The 20,458-nt window shown below is 37.7% G+C and carries 18 protein-coding genes; 4 read left to right on the top strand and 14 right to left on the bottom strand.

Annotation, left to right across the window (positions count from 1 at the left end):
- Positions 1-4: 4 nt before the first annotated feature.
- The 3 genes from WCP78_RS02745 to cyoE all read right to left on the bottom strand — a co-directional run bounded on the left by WCP78_RS02745 (position 5) and on the right by cyoE (position 3,143).
- Entirely contained in the window at positions 5-964 is a 960-nt protein-coding gene (locus WCP78_RS02745; protein ID WP_336278964.1) for a homoserine kinase, read from the bottom strand.
- 32 nt (positions 965-996) lie between these two features.
- Positions 997-2,019, bottom strand: coding sequence for a 4-hydroxy-3-methylbut-2-enyl diphosphate reductase (gene ispH / locus WCP78_RS02740; protein WP_336278963.1), 1,023 nt, complete (start codon positions 2,017-2,019; stop codon positions 997-999).
- 206 nt (positions 2,020-2,225) lie between these two features.
- The gene (gene cyoE, locus WCP78_RS02735; protein ID WP_336278962.1) at positions 2,226-3,143 is read right to left on the bottom strand and encodes a heme o synthase; all 918 of its coding nucleotides are present in this window, start codon (positions 3,141-3,143) and stop codon (positions 2,226-2,228) included.
- 339 nt (positions 3,144-3,482) lie between these two features.
- Here cyoE and WCP78_RS02730 point away from each other — a divergent pair, with 339 nt between their 5' ends.
- Positions 3,483-4,025 (top strand): invasion associated locus B family protein, encoded by a 543-nt coding sequence (locus WCP78_RS02730; RefSeq protein ID WP_336278961.1) that lies wholly within the window; start codon positions 3,483-3,485, stop codon positions 4,023-4,025.
- A 104-nt stretch (positions 4,026-4,129) separates the two neighbouring features.
- Entirely contained in the window at positions 4,130-5,548 is a 1,419-nt protein-coding gene (gene tldD, locus WCP78_RS02725; protein ID WP_336278960.1) for a metalloprotease TldD, read from the top strand.
- 52 nt (positions 5,549-5,600) lie between these two features.
- Here the strand turns inward: tldD and WCP78_RS02720 are convergent, their stop codons facing one another.
- The 8 genes from WCP78_RS02720 to WCP78_RS02685 all read right to left on the bottom strand — a co-directional run bounded on the left by WCP78_RS02720 (position 5,601) and on the right by WCP78_RS02685 (position 14,218).
- Positions 5,601-6,854 (bottom strand): class I SAM-dependent RNA methyltransferase, encoded by a 1,254-nt coding sequence (locus WCP78_RS02720; RefSeq protein WP_336278959.1) that lies wholly within the window; start codon positions 6,852-6,854, stop codon positions 5,601-5,603.
- Positions 6,851-7,597: a TlyA family RNA methyltransferase gene (locus WCP78_RS02715; protein WP_336278958.1), complete on the bottom strand. Its 747-nt coding sequence runs from the start codon at positions 7,595-7,597 to the stop codon at positions 6,851-6,853. Before WCP78_RS02715 ends, WCP78_RS02720 begins: the two co-directional genes overlap by 4 nt.
- Position 7,598: 1 nt before the next feature.
- Positions 7,599-9,521 carry a 1-deoxy-D-xylulose-5-phosphate synthase gene (gene dxs / locus WCP78_RS02710; RefSeq protein WP_336278957.1) on the bottom strand — a complete coding sequence of 641 codons (1,923 nt, stop codon included), beginning with the start codon at positions 9,519-9,521 and terminating at the stop codon, positions 7,599-7,601.
- Positions 9,522-9,759: 238 nt separating this feature from the next.
- Positions 9,760-10,014: an exodeoxyribonuclease VII small subunit gene (locus WCP78_RS02705; RefSeq protein WP_336278956.1), complete on the bottom strand. Its 255-nt coding sequence runs from the start codon at positions 10,012-10,014 to the stop codon at positions 9,760-9,762.
- Between the two features lie 7 nt (positions 10,015-10,021).
- On the bottom strand, positions 10,022-11,134 hold the full coding sequence (gene ribB / locus WCP78_RS02700; protein WP_336278955.1) for a 3,4-dihydroxy-2-butanone-4-phosphate synthase: 1,113 nt from the start codon (positions 11,132-11,134) through the stop codon (positions 10,022-10,024).
- A complete protein-coding gene (aroC, locus tag WCP78_RS02695) occupies positions 11,131-12,240 on the bottom strand; it encodes a chorismate synthase (RefSeq protein WP_336278954.1) in 1,110 nt (369 codons plus the stop codon). The genes ribB and aroC overlap by 4 nt, the downstream gene beginning before the upstream one ends.
- A 138-nt stretch (positions 12,241-12,378) precedes the next feature.
- Entirely contained in the window at positions 12,379-13,197 is an 819-nt protein-coding gene (fabI, locus tag WCP78_RS02690) for an enoyl-ACP reductase FabI (protein WP_336278953.1), read from the bottom strand.
- A gap of 121 nt (positions 13,198-13,318) precedes the next feature.
- A complete protein-coding gene (locus WCP78_RS02685) occupies positions 13,319-14,218 on the bottom strand; it encodes a DnaJ C-terminal domain-containing protein (protein ID WP_336278952.1) in 900 nt (299 codons plus the stop codon).
- 333 nt (positions 14,219-14,551) lie between these two features.
- On the opposite strand from WCP78_RS02685, the gene pdxH reads away from it, so the two are divergent.
- Positions 14,552-15,175, top strand: a complete 624-nt coding sequence (gene pdxH / locus WCP78_RS02680; RefSeq protein WP_336278951.1) for a pyridoxamine 5'-phosphate oxidase — start codon at positions 14,552-14,554, stop codon at positions 15,173-15,175.
- Positions 15,176-15,599: 424 nt separating this feature from the next.
- On the opposite strand, the gene ubiA is transcribed toward pdxH, so the two are convergent.
- Positions 15,600-16,610, bottom strand: a complete 1,011-nt coding sequence (gene ubiA, locus WCP78_RS02675) for a 4-hydroxybenzoate octaprenyltransferase (protein WP_336278950.1) — start codon at positions 16,608-16,610, stop codon at positions 15,600-15,602.
- A gap of 94 nt (positions 16,611-16,704) precedes the next feature.
- On the opposite strand from ubiA, the gene purD reads away from it, so the two are divergent.
- Entirely contained in the window at positions 16,705-17,988 is a 1,284-nt protein-coding gene (gene purD, locus WCP78_RS02670; RefSeq protein WP_336278949.1) for a phosphoribosylamine--glycine ligase, read from the top strand.
- Positions 17,989-18,371: 383 nt separating this feature from the next.
- Here the strand turns inward: purD and WCP78_RS02665 are convergent, their stop codons facing one another.
- Together WCP78_RS02665 and WCP78_RS02660 are read right to left on the bottom strand one after the other, a co-directional pair.
- Complete coding sequence (locus WCP78_RS02665; RefSeq protein WP_336278948.1) at positions 18,372-18,899, bottom strand: DUF6101 family protein; 528 nt, start codon at positions 18,897-18,899, stop codon at positions 18,372-18,374.
- 148 nt (positions 18,900-19,047) lie between these two features.
- Positions 19,048-20,457: an FAD-binding oxidoreductase gene (locus WCP78_RS02660; RefSeq protein WP_336278947.1), complete on the bottom strand. Its 1,410-nt coding sequence runs from the start codon at positions 20,455-20,457 to the stop codon at positions 19,048-19,050.
- Between the last annotated feature and the right edge of the window lies 1 nt (position 20,458).

Below are 20,458 nucleotides of genomic sequence, written 5' to 3'. Positions count from 1 at the left end.
CAATTCAAAAACCTATTTCATTCAGCAGACTTATATTACTAAAAAAATAAAGCTTGTGCCAATATTCCCATGGATCTTTCTTAACCACAAAGCCATCAGATGGTGTATTGAACCAATCATAAAGGCGTGTCAGTAAAAAGCGCAAAGCAGCACCACGCGCCAATAGAATTATTGCATCCAATTCTAGAAGCACCAATGGCCTTATTCTTTGATAATTTTCCAACAATTTACGTGCTTTTGTAAGATTATAAGAATGATCATGCTCAAAGCACCACGCATTCAAACAGATCGCTAAATCATAAGCCCAAAAATCATTACAAGCAAAGTAAAAATCTATCATCCCAGAAAGACGATGGTTTAAAAAAAATACATTATCATTAAATAAATCAGCGTGAATGATACCTGTTGGTAAATTTGATGGCCAATTTTTTTCTAAAAAATCTAACTCTGCATTAATTTTTTTTCTAAACTTTTCAAGCAACTTATCTTCCACCATTTGGCAACGTTTCCACAATAGTTTCCAATCTACGAGAGAAAGAGTATTTCTACGGCTAAGTGGAAAATCCTGCCCTGCTAAATGCAATCGCGCTAAACTACTCCCTACTTCGCAACAATGATACACATTGGGTTGACGCATCCAAACTCCTTCCAAGAAAGTAATAATAGCAGCAGGACGCCCTGCTAATTCACCGATCATCGCTCCATCATTTTGACTTACTGGTTGAGGACATGGAATTTCACGCTGATTCAAATACTGCATAAGACTACAAAAAAAAGGCAAGTCATCTTTTGAAATACGCTTTTCATAAAGCGTTAAAATGAACTTTCCCTTTGTTGTATGCAGAATAAAATTAGAATTTTCTATACCATCCTCTATACCTTGATAAGATAAAAGTGAACCTATTGAATAACGTGTCAAAAATTCCTTCAAATCATTTGGGTGAATATCTGTATAAACCGCCATTATTTTTCTTTCGTTTTAGGCATTTATATATCCTAATTTTTATTCTTTATTGTCTCAGCCCCACCATTAACAAAAGCCATATCTTGAGGAGTTAAGATAACGTCACGTAATTCTCGATTAACCAAAAATGTTTCCATTTCTACCACTGTTTCAGCCAACTCGATTGTAACATCGTAACGCTCACGAAAAGCTGCTATAATTTCGTCGACAATTATTTCAGGAGCAGAAGCTCCTGCCGAAAGGCTCACAACAGAAAGAGGCCCTAAGCTATCAAAATCAATTTCATTAGCTCGCTGAACTAAAATAGGCTGCCGTGCACCAAACCTCTCAGCAACTTCTACTAGGCGTCGTGAATTAGAAGAATTCGGCGCACCAACAATCAAAAATAAATCACTTCCCTGTGCCGCTGCTTTAACAGCATTCTGGCGATTCGTAGTAGCGTAACAAATTGATTCTGCAGCTGGCGCTTGCAACGCAGGAAAGCGCTTTTGTAACACATCAAGAATCCCTGCAGTATCTTCAACAGAAAGTGTTGTTTGTGTTACAAATCCCAAAAGATCTGGGTCATCTGGCTGATAATGCAAAGCATCTTCTATCGTTTCAATTAATGTAACAGCACCTTTTTCAAGCTGTCCCATAGTTCCTATTACCTCAGGATGACCAGAATGGCCAATCAATATAACATGACGACCATGGCGCTGATGCCGTAATGCTTGTTTATGGACTTTAGAAACCAAAGGACATGTTGCATCAAGATAAAACATATTATAGTAACGCGCTTTTTCTGGTACAGATTTCGGCACACCATGAGCAGAGAATACCACAGGTTGATTACGATGTTCTTCTGGAATCTCGTCAAGTTCTTCCACAAAAACAGCTCCTCGTTGCCGCAACCCCTCAACCACATAGCGGTTATGTACAATTTCATGACGAACGTATACTGGAGCACCATATTTTTTTAAAGCAAGAAGCACAATCTGAATAGCTCGATCAACTCCTGCACAAAATCCACGCGGACCACAAAGACGCATTGTTAAAGAAGGAAGTACAGACATACACCATCCTTAATATCTATAACTCTAACCATATATCTAACATCGTTATTACGATATAAACAGCGCATAAAACAGCTGTAAATACGGGTTTTCTCCTATCATAGAACTGCATATATGCAGTGCACCCTTATAATATTTATGCAGGTGAAGCTATCCAAAATTTACTCTTTAATCTTACTATACGAGAGTTAGAGGATGATAAAATACTAAATAAGGGATTCAATTAGCAGGATTCCGAATATAGCAGCCAAATAACATAGCGAAAAGAAAAACATCTTTTTTGCAAAAAAAATAGTTTCATCTTGTGTATCAGTTTTCCACAAACGATAAGCAAAATAAACGAAAATAACGCTTAAAATCGTCGAAAAAACACCATAGAAAATTCCTGAAAAACCGATGATATAAGGACCTGCAGCACATATTGCCGTAATAATGGAATAAAATAAAATTTGTTTTTTTGTTGAATACTCACCTCGCACATTAGGCAACATAGGAATACCTGCTGCGTCATAATCAAGAGATACAAATAAAGAAAGAGCCCAAAAATGGGGGGGAGTCCACATAAAAATAATTAAAAATAATAAAAAACTCTCGAAACTTACTGTACCTGTTGCTGCAGCCCATCCAACCATGGGTGGAAAAGCTCCAGCAGCACCACCAATAACAATGTTCTGCGGCGTTATACGCTTGAGCCAAATTGTATAAATCACAATATAAAAGAAGATTGTGAATGCAAGAAGAAATGCCGAAAACCAATTAATAAAAGTGCCCATAACCAGCACAGACAGCACAGAAAGAACCATGCCAAAAACAAACGCCTTCTTAGAACTGATTTTACCAGTAGGAATGGGACGGTTTTTTGTACGTTCCATTACTGCATCGATATCAGCATCATACCACATATTAAGTGCTCCCGCACCACCACCACCTATAGCAATACACAAGATTGCTAAAAACCCATATAATGGGTTCATAGAAGTAGGTGACACGATCAATCCAACTAAAGCTGTAAACACAACAAGTGACATAACGCGCGGTTTTAATAACGTTATATAATCATAAACACCCGATTTTGGCGGGGTCGATTTACCACTTGCAGCTGATAATTTTCCTGAAATAGACATTCCGCTCAAAGACCTTTTTATCTCTATCAATATAAGAAAAATATTGTTTGGCATATGGAACAACAAAAATGCCTATCAATACTCTTTAAGACTACAGACTTTTAGCACATATATAGTACCCCTCTTACACGCACCTATTTATATTGCATCATAAAATAATGCCAAAAGCTTTGTCTCCTACAAAATATTGTTTTTTTCACCTTATTCTTTTTATTTGTGCATATGAATTAATATATTTGGGTAAATAATGGTTTTGTGTTATACTTTTCGTTTTGAAATTTGCTTTTTATGAAAATCTATGCATAAGAATGCGGTATTGATTCGGATAGGGACTTTTCTGTGGTAGTTTGTCAATTTTTTAAAAAAACTTTCCTTGTTGGTCTTGCTATTCATGCACTTTATAATGTCTTTATCTCCCATGCTTTTGCACAAACACCCAATACGGAAGATGTTCCTGCTCCTCAAACCTATGGTGCGTGGACAAAAGTTTGTTCTCTACCACCCGGAACGCCTAATATACAATGTGAAGTTGTGCAAAATGTGCACACAAAAAATCGTAATGATATTACTCTTCGCGTTACATTTTATAAACTCCCCAAAAACCAAGGAGCTTTGATGCGTGTTTTCGCTCCTATTCGAGTTGAATTGCGCCCTGGAGTTGGTATTAAAATTGATAATAAAGATATAGGAAAAATAGAGTATCGGCGCTGCCTTGGTGATACTTGTGTTGCGGAATCTCTTCTTAAAGAAGATACATTGCGACTCTTTTTAGAAGGTAAAGCGGCAACCTATTTTATCTTTACAACGCCTGAGCAAGGTATTGGAGGTCTTGTTGACCTCCATGGTCTTAGTGATGCCTATACAAACTTACCAACGTGGTAAAATTTAAACAGGTTAACTAATCAAAAAAGCTCACAGCTTATTGTACAGATTCTTAAACAAAACAAATAGAAATTCTAGACACCAATGAAAATAGGATAACCGTTATGAAATCGCTGATTGACCATTTTGATATTTCTTCATCTAAGGTACAGTCTCTCGTACAAGAGTCACTCCATCATGCTGATGATGGTGAACTTTACCTCGAGTATACAGAAAGCGAAACACTCTTATTTGATAATGGACAGCTTAAAAACGGCTCATTTCAGCAAGATATGGGGTTTGGTTTACGTGTTGTTGTAGGAGAATCTACTGGATATGCGCACTCTAGTGAATTATCAGCTGCTGCACTTAAACGCTCTAGTGAAGCTGTTAAAGCTGTTACCTATAATAATCACGCAAGATCTTATAGCGCAGCTCCTCAAAAAACAAACAAAATACTTTATCAACCACATAATCCTCTTGATACTCCATCATTCGAGGAAAAAAGTATACTTTTACAAACGATTGACGCTTATTTACGCAAAAAAAATGATAAATTACATCAAGTTACAATTTCACTTTCAGGTTCATTACAGCATGTTGAAATTTTACGTGCTGATGGATATCTTGTTCGTGATATCCGTCCTCTTGTTCGACTTTCTATATCTGTAGTTGCTGCCAATGGTAACCGACGTGAAAATGGCTTCTATGGATGTGGTGGACGGCAAACATTTAGCCAATTCATTAGTGAAGAAAACTGGAAAAAAGCCGCCGATGAAGCGCTGCGTATGGCTTTAATAAACTTAGAAGCAGCACCAGCACCAGCAGGAACATTTGATGTTGTCCTAGCTAATGGATGGCCAGGTGTTATGCTTCATGAAGCCGTAGGACATGGCTTAGAAGGTGACTTTAACCGTAAAAAAACATCTGCTTTTTCTGGACTTTTAGGAAAACAAATTGCAGCAAAAGGTGTTACGGTCGTCGACGATGGAACAATTCCCCAGCGCCGTGGTTCACTCACTGTTGATGATGAAGGAACTCCATCAAGATGCAATGTTCTTATTGAAGATGGAAAGCTTGTTGGTTTTATGCAAGACAGGTTAAATGCTCGACTTATGGGTGTCAATCCAACTGGAAATGGACGGCGTGAATCTTATGCACATGCGCCAATGCCGCGGATGACCAATACGATGATGTTGGGAGGGGATAAAACGCCTGAGGAAATTTTATCCTCACTAAAAAATGGTATTTATGCTGTTTCATTTGGTGGAGGACAAGTTGACATTACTTCAGGAAAATTCGTATTTGAATGTACTGAAGCATACCGAATAGAAAATGGCAGAATTGTAGAACCAATTAAAGGCGCCACTCTCATTGGGAATGGACCAGAAGCAATGAAACGTATTACAATGATCGGTAATGATAGCAAACTTGATAATGGTATAGGCATGTGTGGAAAAGCTGGGCAAAATGTTCCTGTTGGCGTCGGACAACCCCACTTACGAATCAATAATATGACAATTGGTGGAACAGCACTTTCATAAAAGTAATCTAACATATTTCATTTGAATGATTTTTCGCTTCTTCCCCCATGAGCTAAAGCTTCCAGCCTCCCTTCACTCTTTGTTTTCTTAAAATAGCGACAATCTCAACATGTGGAGACCATAAAAACTGATCAATCGGTATAACCTTCTCTAGTGTATAACCACCTGCAATAAGAATAGATAAATCACGAGCAAATGTAACAGGATTGCACGAAATGGCGACAACATATGGAATAGCTGTTTTTGCTAGTTCACGCACCTGTTCTTTCGCACCAGCGCGTGGAGGATCAAAAACAACCATATCAAAAGATTTAAGTTCCTTCACAGAAAGTGGACGACGAAAGAGATCGCGTTTTTCACAAGTTACTGTTTTTAAATTGGTTGCAAATCGTGTTGCCCGATTTAAGCTTGCTAATGCTGCTTCATCATTTTCTACTGCGTGAACATTCACCTTTTTTGCCATACGTAACGCAAATGTTCCCACTCCTGAAAATAAATCAACAGCATTCTTTGCTTTTTTTAAATGGGCTAAAATAATATTGCCCATAATACTTTCTGCCTCAAAAGTTGCTTGGAGAAACCCGCCTGTGGGAAATTCAATACAAACATCTCCAAAGTGAATCAGTGGTTTTACTTGTTCAACTAAAACTTCACCCCCAACAGATAAGCGCGCAATTCCACGTGAAAGAGCTATATGAATCATTTTTTGACGAATGTGTTCATTTTGAATAACACACCCATTTAAAGCAACATCTAAGCCATTTTCAACAGATGTTATCGTCACATGAAACCGTTTGATATTATTGCTTATAAGAGCACAAAGCATCTTAATATCATTTAGTTTAGACATAATCTCTAAACGCGTAACCGGACACTCCTCAAGCTCTATAACATCATGAGATAGATAACGATTAAAACCAATGATATGGCCTTTGGGAGTTGCAATAACTGTTAAAGTGATTCGTCGACGACTGTGATAGCCACATTCAATTAAAGGTGAAACAAAAATATCAATTCCAAACTTCTTAAGAGCATCAACAACTAATTGCCTTTTCCAAGAACGATAAGCATCAGCGCGCCAATGCTGAAGCACACACCCTCCACAATTCTCAAAGTGCTGACAAATAGCATCGACCCGTTCTGGTGAACTCTTTTCTAAAGTAATAAGTTTCCCATATTTACCATGGAGAGCAATGGTAGCAATTTCTCCTGGTAAAGTAAAAGGAACATAAACAGAGTCACGGAGTGTATTGGAAATACCAAAGCCATTCACTTCAATATGGTCAATTACCACCCTGTTGTTCACTCTTCTTTTTCTCCGAATAGTAAATATTCCAAATTGCCATCACTGCCTGCAATTGGTGAAGGAAGTAAACCTTTCGCAGTCCACCCTGTTTGAATATTCAACCAATCAAATACTCCTTCAGCAGTTTTTTGAGCGACTGATAAATCTCTTATTAACCCACCCTTACCAAGACCTTCTCGACCAATTTCAAATTGTGGCTTTACCAATAAAACCGCTTGAGCTCCTTTTCTAGCTAAAGCCAAAGGAGAAGGTAATGCAAGTTTAAGAGAAATAAAGCTGACATCCGATACTATGAGATCAATTTTTCTACCACCTAAATGTTCCTGTTTTAAGTCCCTAACATTTAGACCTTCTAATAAGGTTACAGTACTATTCCCAGATAAACGTGTATCAAATTGATTATGACCAACATCAACAGCGATAACATGAGCTGCTCCACGTTCTAAGAGAACTTGTGTAAAGCCACCTGTCGATGCACCAATATCAATAGCAGTTACTTTATCCGTTATAACCGGAAACACATCAAGTGCACTCATCAATTTTAACGCTGCACGTGAAACATAATTCCGTGCTGGATCACAAACTACAATTTTCGCGTTATCATAAATAGCTTGTCCAGGTTTTAAAATTATTTCACCGTCAATTTTAACAGTCTGGCGCATAATGGCGTCACGTGCCCGTGAACGGGTCGTAAAAAACTTTTTTTCAACCAAAAGAACATCAAGTCTTTTTTTAACGACCATCTCATACTCGAACTTTGCGCATTGTCCGTACTTCGCATCCCAAAGCGGTGAAAACGGTATTAACAATACCAATAGAATCAAGCCCTATACGTGAAAGAACCTTTTTTTGTGAACCATGGTTTAAATACTCATCAGGCAATTTTAATGTACGTATTTTTAAACCATGCTCTAAAAGTCCCTCTTGCGCTAAAAATTGTAATAAATACGCTCCAAATCCGCCCATTGCCCCTTCTTCAATTGTTACCAGTACTTCATGCTCACGCGCTAAACGACGCATTAAATCTTTGTCTAAAGGTTTCGCAAATCGTGCATCCGCAACAGTTGTAGATAACCCCTCTGCTTCCAACTTTTCTGCTGCTATTAGCGCTTCAGATAACTGCGTTCCAAAACAAACGAGAGCTACCCTATTTCCCTCACATAAAATGCGCCCTTTTCCAATCTCGAGTAACTCACCTCGTTGTGGTAATTCCATACCAATACCTTCACCGCGAGGATAACGAAAAGAAATAGGCCCCTGATCATAAGCTGCTGCAGTGCGCACCATATGCATCAGTTCAACTTCGTCAGAAGGAGCCATCACCACGAACTCAGGAAGAATCGTTAAAAAAGCAATATCAAAACTTCCAGCATGTGTCGCACCATCTGCACCAACAAAACCTGCTCGATCAATCGCAAAACGCACTGGTAATTTTTGAATCGACACATCATGAACAATCTGATCATAAGCACGTTGCAAAAAAGTAGAATAAATTGCAACAAAAGGTTTATACCCTTCACAGGCAATACCTGCGGCAAAAGTTACCGCATGTTGCTCAGCAATACCAACATCAAACATCCTATTTGGAAATTGTTGAGCAAAAGCATCAAGACCTGTCCCCGTTGGCATTGCCGCAGTTATGCCAACAATTTTATCATCATTCCTAGCTTCTTCTATTAAAGCATTAGAAAACACTTTAGTATAAGGAAGCACTGTGCTTTGCGCTTTAACCTGTTTTCCTGTAATAACATTAAAACAATTCACTCCATGATATTTATCAAACGCTGCTTCTGCAGGTGCATATCCTTTCCCTTTATGAGTAATAACATGAACTAAAACAGGACCTTTGGAATATTCACGAACATTTTTCAAAACAGGCAACAAATGATTTAAGTTATGACCATCTATCGGTCCAACATAATAGAAACCAAGCTCCTCAAACAAGGTTCCTCCCATCAAACAAATCCTTGCAAATTCTTCTGAACGATGTGCTTGATCCAAAAAGAATTTTGGCAATTTTTTGCTAAACATCTTCACCCGTTCACGCAAACTACGGTAAGAAGGATGCGAAACTAATCGAGCCAGATGTGCACTCATAGCACCAGTAGGAGGTGCAATAGACATGTCGTTATCATTAAGGATAACAATCAAACGTGCATCCAAAGCACCAGCATTATTCATCGCTTCATAAGCCATACCAGCAGACATAGCACCATCACCAATTACAGAAATGATGTTCCGCTTTTTTTCTTCTTTCAAAGCACTAACCACAGCCATACCAAGGCCTGCTGAAATAGAAGTAGAAGAATGCCCCGCACCAAATGGATCATAGACACTTTCTGAACGCTTTGTAAAACCTGATAATCCCCCCTCTTGGCGTAATGTACGAATCCTATCTCTACGACCTGTTAAAATTTTGTGTGGATAAGCTTGATGTCCTACATCCCAAACAATTCTATCTTCAGGCGTATTAAAAACATAATGCAGCGCAATTGTTAATTCAACAACGCCAAGTCCTGCCCCAAGATGTCCACCTGTTACAGAAACTGCATCTATTGTTTCAGCCCGTAATTCATGAGCTAACTGTACTAAATCAGCCTCTGGCAACGTTCGCAAATCTTGAGGGAAAGGAACACGATCAAGTAGTGGAGTTAATGTGTAAGACAAAAAAAGCTCCTTGTACTATCTCTTACAAAGAGAGTAAAATAGTAAATATATGATTTTTACTCTTTCGTTCATAGTGTGGTGCATTTCTAATTGTGTAATACTTTATCTACGTAAGATTATCTACAAATTTTCTTATTTTAAATTTATTTGATGAAAAAGAAACAAACAAAACCTATTTTATATAAACTAAATTACTTGACCTCTTATCTTTAAACAAATATCCACAAATTACTTAATATTATTCAGAATCGAGCGGCTCTACCCCTTCTGGAGAATTGTTCTCTGAAAGCTGAATTTTTTCAACTTTTGCTTCAGCTGCTTTCAAAAGTTTATCGCAATGCTTCTTAAGAGCCTCACCACGCTCATAAATATCAATTGATTGCTCTAAAGGGACATCGCCACGTTCTAAACTTTCAACAATCACTTCGAGCTGTTTAAGCGCTTCTTCAAAACTTAATGTTCCTACATCGTCCTTTTTCATCTCTTGTTTCATGTGATCCTCACAAAATATCTGTTCTAGATATACGAATTCCAAAGCCTTCTAATCCTACATAATGACATTCTTTAGAATCATAAACAATGACAGAACTAATCCCTAAATGTCTTAAAATTTGAGATCCTAAACCAATTTGACGCCATTCTTTTTCGCGTTCAATCGCTTGAATATGGTTTTCTGAGGCTATTTTTGCAATTTCCTGATCATCAATAGCTGATTGAAAATCAACACCAACAGATCCTTCTCGCAAATAAACAAATACACCACGTTTCTCGTTTTTCATCATATGCTGCATGATCGCTGCTATATTTGATGATTGACAAAAAACATCGTTTATAATGTTTTCATGATGCAAACATACAGGAATATTCTCACCATCCCGGATATCACCAAAAACGATTGCAATATGCTGAACTACTTCCCAAGGAAGCTGATAACTTTGAACAACAGCTGATCCAACCGATGTTTCAATATGCACTTCTCCAACATGCTTGATCAACATTTCTTTACGCTGGCGATAAGCAATCAGATCTGCAACCGTTATCATATGCAAGTGGTTATCTTGGGCAAATCTTGTAACTTCATCTCCATGTTTAACGGTACCATCATCATTAACCAACTCACCGATAACTCCAACTGGTGGTAAACCAGCTAATTTACATAAATCAACCGCCGCCTCAGTGTGACCTGAACGCATAAGAACACCTCCTTCATGCGAAATCAAAGGAAAAACATGTCCCGGGCGGATAAAGTCGCTCGCACTGGTATTGACATCAGAAAGCTTACGAACTGTCAACGTGCGATCGCGCGCTGAAATACCTGTCGTTATTCCATGTTTAAAGTCAACAGTAACAGTAAATTGAGTATGGTGTACTGAATTATTATTTGATACCATAGGAGAAAGATGAAGCCGTTGTGCTTCTTCTTTTGGCATAGGTGTACAAACAATACCTGTTGTATGGCGTATAATAAATGCCATTTTCTCTTCTGTACAATGAACAGCCGCAGTAATCAAATCACCTTCATTTTCACGGTCATCATCGTCTGTAACTACCACAATTTCACCGCGTTCAAACGCCTGAATAGCAGAAACAATCTTTTTTTGATCATATGTCATTGCTCACCTTTTAAACCACCAACCTGACCTCGATGCCTTAAATAATGATCAGCAATAGCACAAGCAACCATCGCTTCACCAACAGGAACTGCACGAATTCCAACACACGGATCATGACGCCCCTTCGTTACAACATTCACATCATTACCATCAACATCAATCGAATGACGAGGAATCAAAATTGATGAAGTAGGCTTAACAGCAAAACGGGCAATAATTGGCTGTCCACTCGATATTCCGCCTAAAATACCACCGGCATGATTAGATAAAAAAAGTGGTTTCCCATCACTTCCCATATGTATTTCATCTGCATTTTCTTCTCCCCTCAAGCGAGCTGCTGCGAATCCATCACCAATTTCAACCCCCTTAACCGCATTAATGGACATTAATAGTGATGCAATATCCTGATCCAGTTTTGCATAAATAGGAGCTCCTAACCCTGCCGGAACATTTTCTGCAACAACCTCAACAATAGCACCAATAGATGAACCATTTTTGCGTAATTCATCGATGTAATCACCAAAAATCTGCACCATTTCTGCATCAGGCGAAAAAAAAGGATTGTTATCAACCTCTGACCAATCCCAACGATCACGATTAATATTATACGAACCAATCGCTATCACAGCTCCACGTACAATCAATCCAGGAACAACTTTACGTGCGATAGCGCCTGCTGCGACACGCGCTGCTGTTTCACGTGCTGAGGAACGTCCTCCACCTCGAAAATCACGAATGCCATATTTAACATCATAAGTATAATCTGCATGACCTGGACGATACTGATGAACAATTGAGCTATAGTCTTTAGAACGATGACCCTCATTTCTAATAAACATACAAATTGGAGCACCAGTTGTTACCAATGCCTTAGAATCATCATCCTGAACAATAACCCCTGATAATACCTCTACTTGATCCAACTCTCGACGTTGCGTTGTATATTTGGATTGTCCTGGTCTACGTTTATCAAGATAACGTTGAATATCTGAAAGAGTAAAAATGATCCCCGGTGGACAACCATCAATAACACAACCTAGAGCAGCTCCATGACTCTCACCCCATGTTGTTACACGAAATAGATGACCAAACGTATTATGCGACATAAAAAATGACCCGTTGCTCCGTCAAATATATACAGCTACAATGTATACTGCGCATAATATAGTCTTTATTTCCTAATATCGTTGGTTATTTTAAGTTTGATTAAATCACCACTATAATTAATTTTTATAAACCAAATCTTATTCTTTAACGACGGAAATGTCTGGTGCATCAACAGCTTTCATGCCTATAATATTATAACCTGAATCAACATGATGCACCTCACCTGTAACAGAACGCGATAAATCCGAAAGAAAGTAAAGAGCAGAATCTCCAACCTCTTCAATTGTCACCGTACGGCGTAAAGGAGCGTTATATTCATTCCATTTTAAAATATAGCGAAAATCACCAATGCCAGAAGCGGCTAACGTTTTAATAGGTCCAGAAGATATAGCATTAACACGAATATTCTTAGGACCTAAATCCACTGCGAGATACTTCACGCTGGCTTCAAGAGCCGCTTTAGCAACTCCCATCACGTTGTAATTTGGGACAACCTTTTCTGCACCATAATAACTCAATGTTAAAATTGAACCACCATCCAACATCAATTTTTCTGCACGCTGAGTGAGAGCTGTTAAGGAATAAACTGAAATATTCATTGTCATCATAAAATTTGATTCGCTAACGTCAACATAACGACCGCTTAACTCATCTTTATTAGAAAAACCAATAGCATGAATTAAAAAATCTAATTTGCCCCATTTATCTTCTATTGTCTTGAAAACTGCATCAATAGATGCACTATCAGAGACATCACAATGACCGCAAACTATCCCCTTTACTTCTTCAGCTAAAGGCTCAACACGCTTTTTCATTGCCTCACCTTGATAAGTAAAAGCAAGCTTTCCACCCGCTGCACTAACCGCCTTAGCTATTCCCCAAGCGATAGAGCGATTATTGGCAAGCCCCAAAATTAGACCACGCTTTCCGCATAATAAACCATTACCATTAGCCATTAGCACTGCCCCGTTGCTACTTAAAATCAATATTATCTATCTGCCTATGACATAGGTCGACTTTTTCTTCAAGTAATTGGTTTAAAATCAAACAAAAACTACGCTTTTGCATAATTTAAAATCAACCTTTTTGCGTTTGCAAGAATTGTTTTAATGCAGTATCCTCACCTTCCGGCAACATAATACGTACATGCACATAAAGATCGTCTCTTGTGCCACTTTTTAAAGGAAGTCCCTTCCCTTTCAGCCGCAAAATACGATCAGAACTAGACCACGCAGGAATAGTTAAGACAACACGTCCATCTAAAGTTTCAATTTCTTCTTTTGCTCCCAAAACAGCGTGTTTAAGAGAAACCGGCAAATCAAAATGAAGTGCTCTTCCCTCAACCCGTAAACGAGGATGTTTTTGAATATGGATAGTTACTAACGCATCACCTGCCCTACCATAAGCCCCCTCTTCTCCCTGACCTTTTAAACGAATAGTTTGCCCATCTTCAACATAATCTGGAAGCTTAATTTTTAATTTTTTGCCATTAGGGAAAACAGCTTCTACCCTTTCTGCACCAACCATCTGCTCCAATGTTATTGAAAGACTAGCTCGAATATTATTTCCTTGTTGAGGCTGATGATATTGTGCAGAATCTGAAAAGCTACTTCCTTTTCCAAATAGATCGCGAAAAATATCACTCGCATCAAAATTTGCACCGCCTGAAGAACCAAAACCAAATCCCTTTGCTCCTGCAAAAGGATTGTGTCTGCTGCTAAAGTTTTCACCACTGCCATAGGCTTGATGAATCGGTCTTCCTTCCATATCAATTTCGCCGCGATCAAATTGCGCCTTTTTGTCCTTATCACCTATAATTTCATAAGCTTGATTAATTTCAGAAAACTTTTCTTTAGCTTTTGTATCATTCATATTATGATCTGGATGATATTTTTTTGCCAATTTTCTAAATGCAGACTTAATCTCTTGCGGTTTTGCACTACGTTCCACACCCAGAACTGTATAGGGATCACGCATGTTTTCCTCTTTTCAGCCTTTTCGTTTTTAAAATATCAACTGATACGCTATTCAATATCCCTCACAGTTTTATCAATCTTTATATAATTATATAGTATTTTTTTTCTATTTATATGTTTATGAAAGAACTAAAACACCAGCTAAATAGATATTTTATATTTAATATAGTCTATTGCATTATAGACTAAAGACAAAAATTATTAAAACACCGTAAAAATAATATGATGACACTATTTTTTTGAAAAAAATATCAGCATCTGACCCCTTGCTGATAAAGTAACTAAAAATAAAACAAAAACAGCTTATTCCTACTCTCTGACTTCTGGAGATATTATGCAAGATAAAGTAAAAATAGAAGATGATTTTATGCAAGAACAAGAACCTTTTGCGCTTTTTGCTAATTGGCTTGAAGATGCAACAGTGAGCGAAATAAATGATCCTAATGCTATGGCATTAGCAACAGTTGATGAAACAGGATTGCCTAATGTTCGTATGGTTCTTCTCAAAGACTTCAGCTCTCAAGGATTCGTCTTCTATACCAACTACGAAAGCTGTAAAGGACAAGAAATTTTAAAATCAATGAAAGCATCATTAGTTTTTCATTGGAAATCACTTCGCCGTCAAATTAGAATTAGAGGAATTGTCGAAAAAGTTAGTTCTCAAGAAGCAGATGCATATTTTCAATCGCGACCACGTGGTAGCCGAATTGGTGCATGGGCATCCAAACAATCTCAACCATTAGAAAACCGCTTTATCCTTGAAAAGGCAATCGCTAAATATACTACATGTTATGCAGTAGGCAATATTCCACGCCCACCTTATTGGTCTGGTTTTCGTGTTAAACCTCTTTCTATTGAATTTTGGCGTGATCGCCCATTTCGTTTACACGATCGCGTAATTTTTACACGCGATTCGGTTAAACGCATCGATTGGAAAAAACAGAGGCTTTACCCCTAATCATTCAGATTTAAAGTGTGAAGTTTTTCACTCTACAGCGATTAAAAGACTCTCTTTACAAAATGAAGTTTTAAAAAGAAATTTTGGAGCTGTTATCCTCTTAAATGGATATTAAACCACGAGACATTTAGGTGAGCATGTTATGTTTAGCAATCTCCCAAAAAAAATAAAACATAAAAAATCAAATGAGTCCTATACATTTTTTGCTTCTACCAAAATACGAAAAATTCATAATTTTAATTAAACGAGAATAATTGTTTTAGATACCTCAACAAATACCTGCTTCTGCTTTATCTTTGATAATCGTTGAAATTTAATGCAAAAACGGGTTTGTATTAAAGAGAACTTGCGAGTTAAAAAACTTCAACCATAGACTGCAAATAGATCTCTTGATGTTAGACGCTTCATAACACATGGTGTTATTTTATCGCCAAACAACGGGACTAAGTGCCATCCATATACCACTACACACCAAACCAGCAAAAATCAAAAAACCAACAAATGAATTAGATTTGAAAAGCCTTAAGCATTGTGAGCTATCATCTATATCAATTACTTTAATTTGAATAAACATGTGAATACTTGCAACAAAAAGTCCTAAAAAGCCGAGAATAGGAACTTGCGCCAAATAAAACGCTAAACCAACTAATATCACAAAACCACTATATAAAAACATCAGTGCAAGCTTGGTACCTTTACCAAAAAGAAGTGCTGTGGAACACACACCAACGGTAGCATCATCCTCCTTATCTTGGTGCGCATAAATTGTATCATAGCCTATCGTCCATAAAATTGATCCCACATAAAGTAGGATAGGTGCCCAACTTAGACTTCCATAAATTACCGCCCATCCCATTAATGCTCCCCAATTAAATGCAATGCCTAAAAAAAATTGCGGCCAATATGTTACACGTTTCATAAAAGGATAAACTGCAACAGCAACTAAAGACGAAATCCCTAGAAAAAAACTGAACGTATTAAATTGTGATAAAACACCTAAACCAACCAAACATTGCAGCAATATAAAGATTTTTGCTTGAAACCGACTCACATGACCCGTTGGCAATGGACGAGAACGTGTCCGTTCTACCTGAGAATCAATTCTATGATCAACAAGATCGTTCCAAGTACATCCTGCACCCCTCATAGCTATAGATCCTAGAAAAAAAAGAAAAAGATACCATAACCAGTGAGCCAACGTTGTTAAAAGAGATAATTGAAGCATTTCATGAGAAAGAAATGCTATGGTTATTGACCAGAAACAAGGCCACATCAGCAAAAGCCATCCAATAGGTCTATCCCAACGTGCCAATTGAGCATAAAACCACAAAGAACATGGAAGAAAATTGTAAACCCATTGTTTTGGAGAGGCATCCATAACCCGTCCATGACTTTCACAGGACTGAATACGTGTTGTATTTTTATTTTTTTTCATCAAATGATTTCACCTTTGGGCTTGCGATAGAAGAATTTCATTCTTATGACAAGAAAGCTAGTTTAATTACCTTCTTTTGTGGTAGGAGCAAACAATGAACATTCTTCTTATTGGTTCAGGTGGACGAGAACATGCTTTAGCATGGAAAATAGCAGCATCACCACTGCTAACAAAATTATATTGCGCTCCTGGAAATCCTGCAACAATGGAATTAGGTGAAAATATTAATCTAAACATTGATGACCATCCTCTTGTTATCAATTTTTGTAAAACACATTTTATCGACCTTGTCATCGTTGGACCAGAAGCACCATTAGTTTCAGGTATAACAGATTCCCTAAATAGTGCTGGAATCTGTGTATTTGGACCTACTCAAAAAGCTGCTCAGCTAGAAGGTTCAAAAGCTTTTACAAAGGATTTATGCTATAAGAATAATATTCCTACAGGAACCTACCGATGCTTTAATGATGCTTTAAAAGCTAAAGCCTACATTCGTCAACAAGGTGTTCCCATTGTCATTAAAGCTGATGGTTTAGCCGCCGGTAAAGGTGTAGTTGTTGCAACTACAATAGAAGAAGCATATAATGCAGTCGACGTATGTCTTCAAAGAGGCTCTAGCGATACAGAAAGAAAAATCGTTGTAGAATCTTTTTTAGAAGGTGAAGAAGTAAGTTTTTTCTGTCTTTGTGATGGTAAAATCGCCATTCCCTTTGGATCTGCACAAGATCATAAACGTGTTGGTGACGGTGATACTGGAGCTAACACTGGAGGTATGGGAGCGTATTCACCAGCTCCCATCATGACAGAGGAAATGGTTAATCGTACCCTCAAAGAAATTGTTGAACCGACTTTATATAGTATGAACGAGATGGGAGCTCCCTTTAAAGGCATCCTCTTCGTTGGATTAATGATAACACAAAAAGGACCTGCATTAATTGAATTTAATGTACGATTCGGTGATCCTGAATGTCAGGTCTTAATGATGCGCCTAAAAGAGGATCTCCTACCTATTCTTTTTGCTGCAGCTAAAGGGAATCTTGAAAGAAAATCCCTTCAATGGTCTAAAAAAACTGCTCTGACTGTTGTAATGGCCGCTAAAGGTTATCCAGATTCTCCACAAAAAGGCACTGTTATCCGTAATATTGATAAGGCAAATGCTTTTCACGATGTAAAAATTTTCCAAGCTGGTACAGCATTGCATAATAGAGAATTAATTGCTAATGGTGGACGTGTTTTAAATATAACGGCAACGGGTGAAACCGTTACACAAGCACAGAAACGTGCCTATGAAGCTGTTGATTGTATAGATTGGCCAGAAGGATTTGTTCGACGCGATATCGGATGGCGTGCTATTGAGCAAGAGAACTTAATTCTTTAAATACTCTTTTCTGTCATTTTAAGTAACAATATGGTGCGCAAACTTGCTTGTTGTTCTACTTCACATAATTTTTATTACAATTTGAAAAGTTCATACCAATCACAACTCAAAAAACGAAAACGATAATTTTTTCTGGATATGAACTTTAAACCTTGATCACGCAATTATCTCTTATTACGCATTGGCTTCATATTATTCACTCATCATTTTTCATAAACAGTCTTTTTTACAGAACATAAAGAAAATACCACCCTACCACTATCGCCTTATAAGCAAACCATAAAAATTTTTCTATTACAATCGGATATCGCTAAACAAAGCGTGAGTATACAGCCATAAAAAAATACACTCGTAAAATATGTGAGATTAACATGTCATCGATATTATGATATCTCAATCCGATTAGCAATCATTAAACGTAAACCTAATGGATTATTATAACGAAGTAAAAAACGCTTTTGTTTATAGTGCAATGTCCTACAAAAAAAACGACGTAAATCAGAGCGATCTTTCACAATCATGATACTGTCATCTTCATTGATCATAAGCATAGGAAGATTGTAAGTATCGGCCCATAATCTCCAATCTAAAAGAACATTATTCAAGTCTCTAGAAATTAAAAGCGGGATGCAAGCCTCTTCATGAACATGAAGCAACTCTAATGCAACAGCTCTTTCTCCTGAAAAAGTTTTCACTGCACGCGCTGAAATCCCTCTGAAATGATAAGCCGGCACCAAACTCGATAAACTTGAGGAGATATCGGTTTTAAAAAAAACACCGCGTTCATTTAACGAGCAAACCATTTTATTGCCCGTTTTCGATGAAAAATACGTGATCGCTTGTGGCAAATGGCATGGATCTAGGCGAAATTCAAACCCCGCTTTTACCTGATTAAAGCATTGATTAGCCATAACAGTGTCCCAATTTATCTTAATACTATGTACTCTCTAGCAGTTTTTTCTCACTGGATTATTAAAAGATTAAATAAAAAACAACAGGTTTATTTTTTGGTTAGTGAAATCTAAACAAAAACATACGGCAAAGTTCATTGTTTCTAAATTATAATATTTTTCCAGGATTCATAACTCCTAAAGGATCAAGCATTTGCTTAATCTTCCGCATGAGATCCAATGCAATAGGTGATTTGAAGGCACGAAGTTCTTCGCGCTTAAGCTGACCGATTCCATGCTCCGCAGAAAATGTGCCTTGATAGCGCATCACTAAATCATGAATGCGATGGTTCATTTGTGGCCATAATTTCAAAAACTCCGCAGTATCAGCTCCAACGGGCTGCGTAACGTTATAATGCAGATTTCCATCACCCATGTGCCCAAAACAAACCACCTGAGCACCTGGAGAAATATCTTGAACAATAAGATCGGCTTCAGCAATAAAATCAGGAATGGAAACAATAGGCACGGCAATGTCGTGCTTAATAGATCCTCCTGCTAATTTTTGTGCATATGAAATACTTTCACGTAATTTCCAAAAAAAATCCTGCTGCTTTAATGATTGAGCAATAACCGCATCTTCTATCACAGTATTTTTTAAAGATTCTTCTAAAATAACACTTAGCACCGATAATGCCTCATCATCACCCTGCAATGATGAAATATCAATCAACACATGCCATTCATGTTCATATTTTAAAGGAAAACTCTTACACATGTTATAGCTTAAAGCCATTTGTAAGCTAAGTTTTCCCATGAGTTCAAAACCGGTTAACATCTGCCCCCCATGACATTGGGCAAGAGATAAAAACTCAAGAGCTTTAGCCGGACTGCGTAATCCCACAAAAGCGATTGCTTTTCCTTTTATTTTTGGAAAAAGCTTTAAAACTGCTGCCGTTATAATTCCTAGAGTGCCCTCTGCACCAATAAAAAGGTTTTTCAAATCATAGCCGCTATTGTCTTTCTTCACAAAACGTAAATCATCCAAAATACGGCCATCAGGTAAAACCACTTCCAAACCAAGACACAGCTCACGCATATTACCATAAGCTAAAACAGCTGTTCCTCCAGCATTAGATGAAAGATTTCCCCCTATCTGACAAGAACCTTCTGATCCTAAAGAAAGAGGGAAAAAACGACCAAATTCATCTACTTTTTTCTGTAAGCTATGTAAAATAACACCAGCCTCTACTACAGCAAAATTACCTTCAATATTAATACATCTAATCTTATTCAATCGTTCCATAGATAAAATTACGCTACACCCATTTTTATCAGGCTGTTGACCACCCACAAGGCCTGTATTTCCGCCTTGTGGCACAATCGGTGTACAGGTTTGACTGGCTAATTGCATAATCAACGATATCTCCATTGTAGAAGATGGTCGTAAAAGCAACGGTGTTTTTCCGTGGAAAATCCTGCGCTCTTCAAGCAAATAGGGTGCAATTAACTCCTGATCTGTTATAGCATGTGGAGCACCAACGATTTGTCTAAATCTTTCAATTAAACACTGCTCCATC

This window comes from Bartonella occidentalis (assembly GCF_037070875.1).
In the GTDB taxonomy this organism is placed as follows: Bacteria; Pseudomonadota; Alphaproteobacteria; order Rhizobiales; family Rhizobiaceae; genus Bartonella.
Note: the sequence above shows the minus strand (reverse complement) of the source record. Positions and strands in the feature narration are given on the sequence as shown.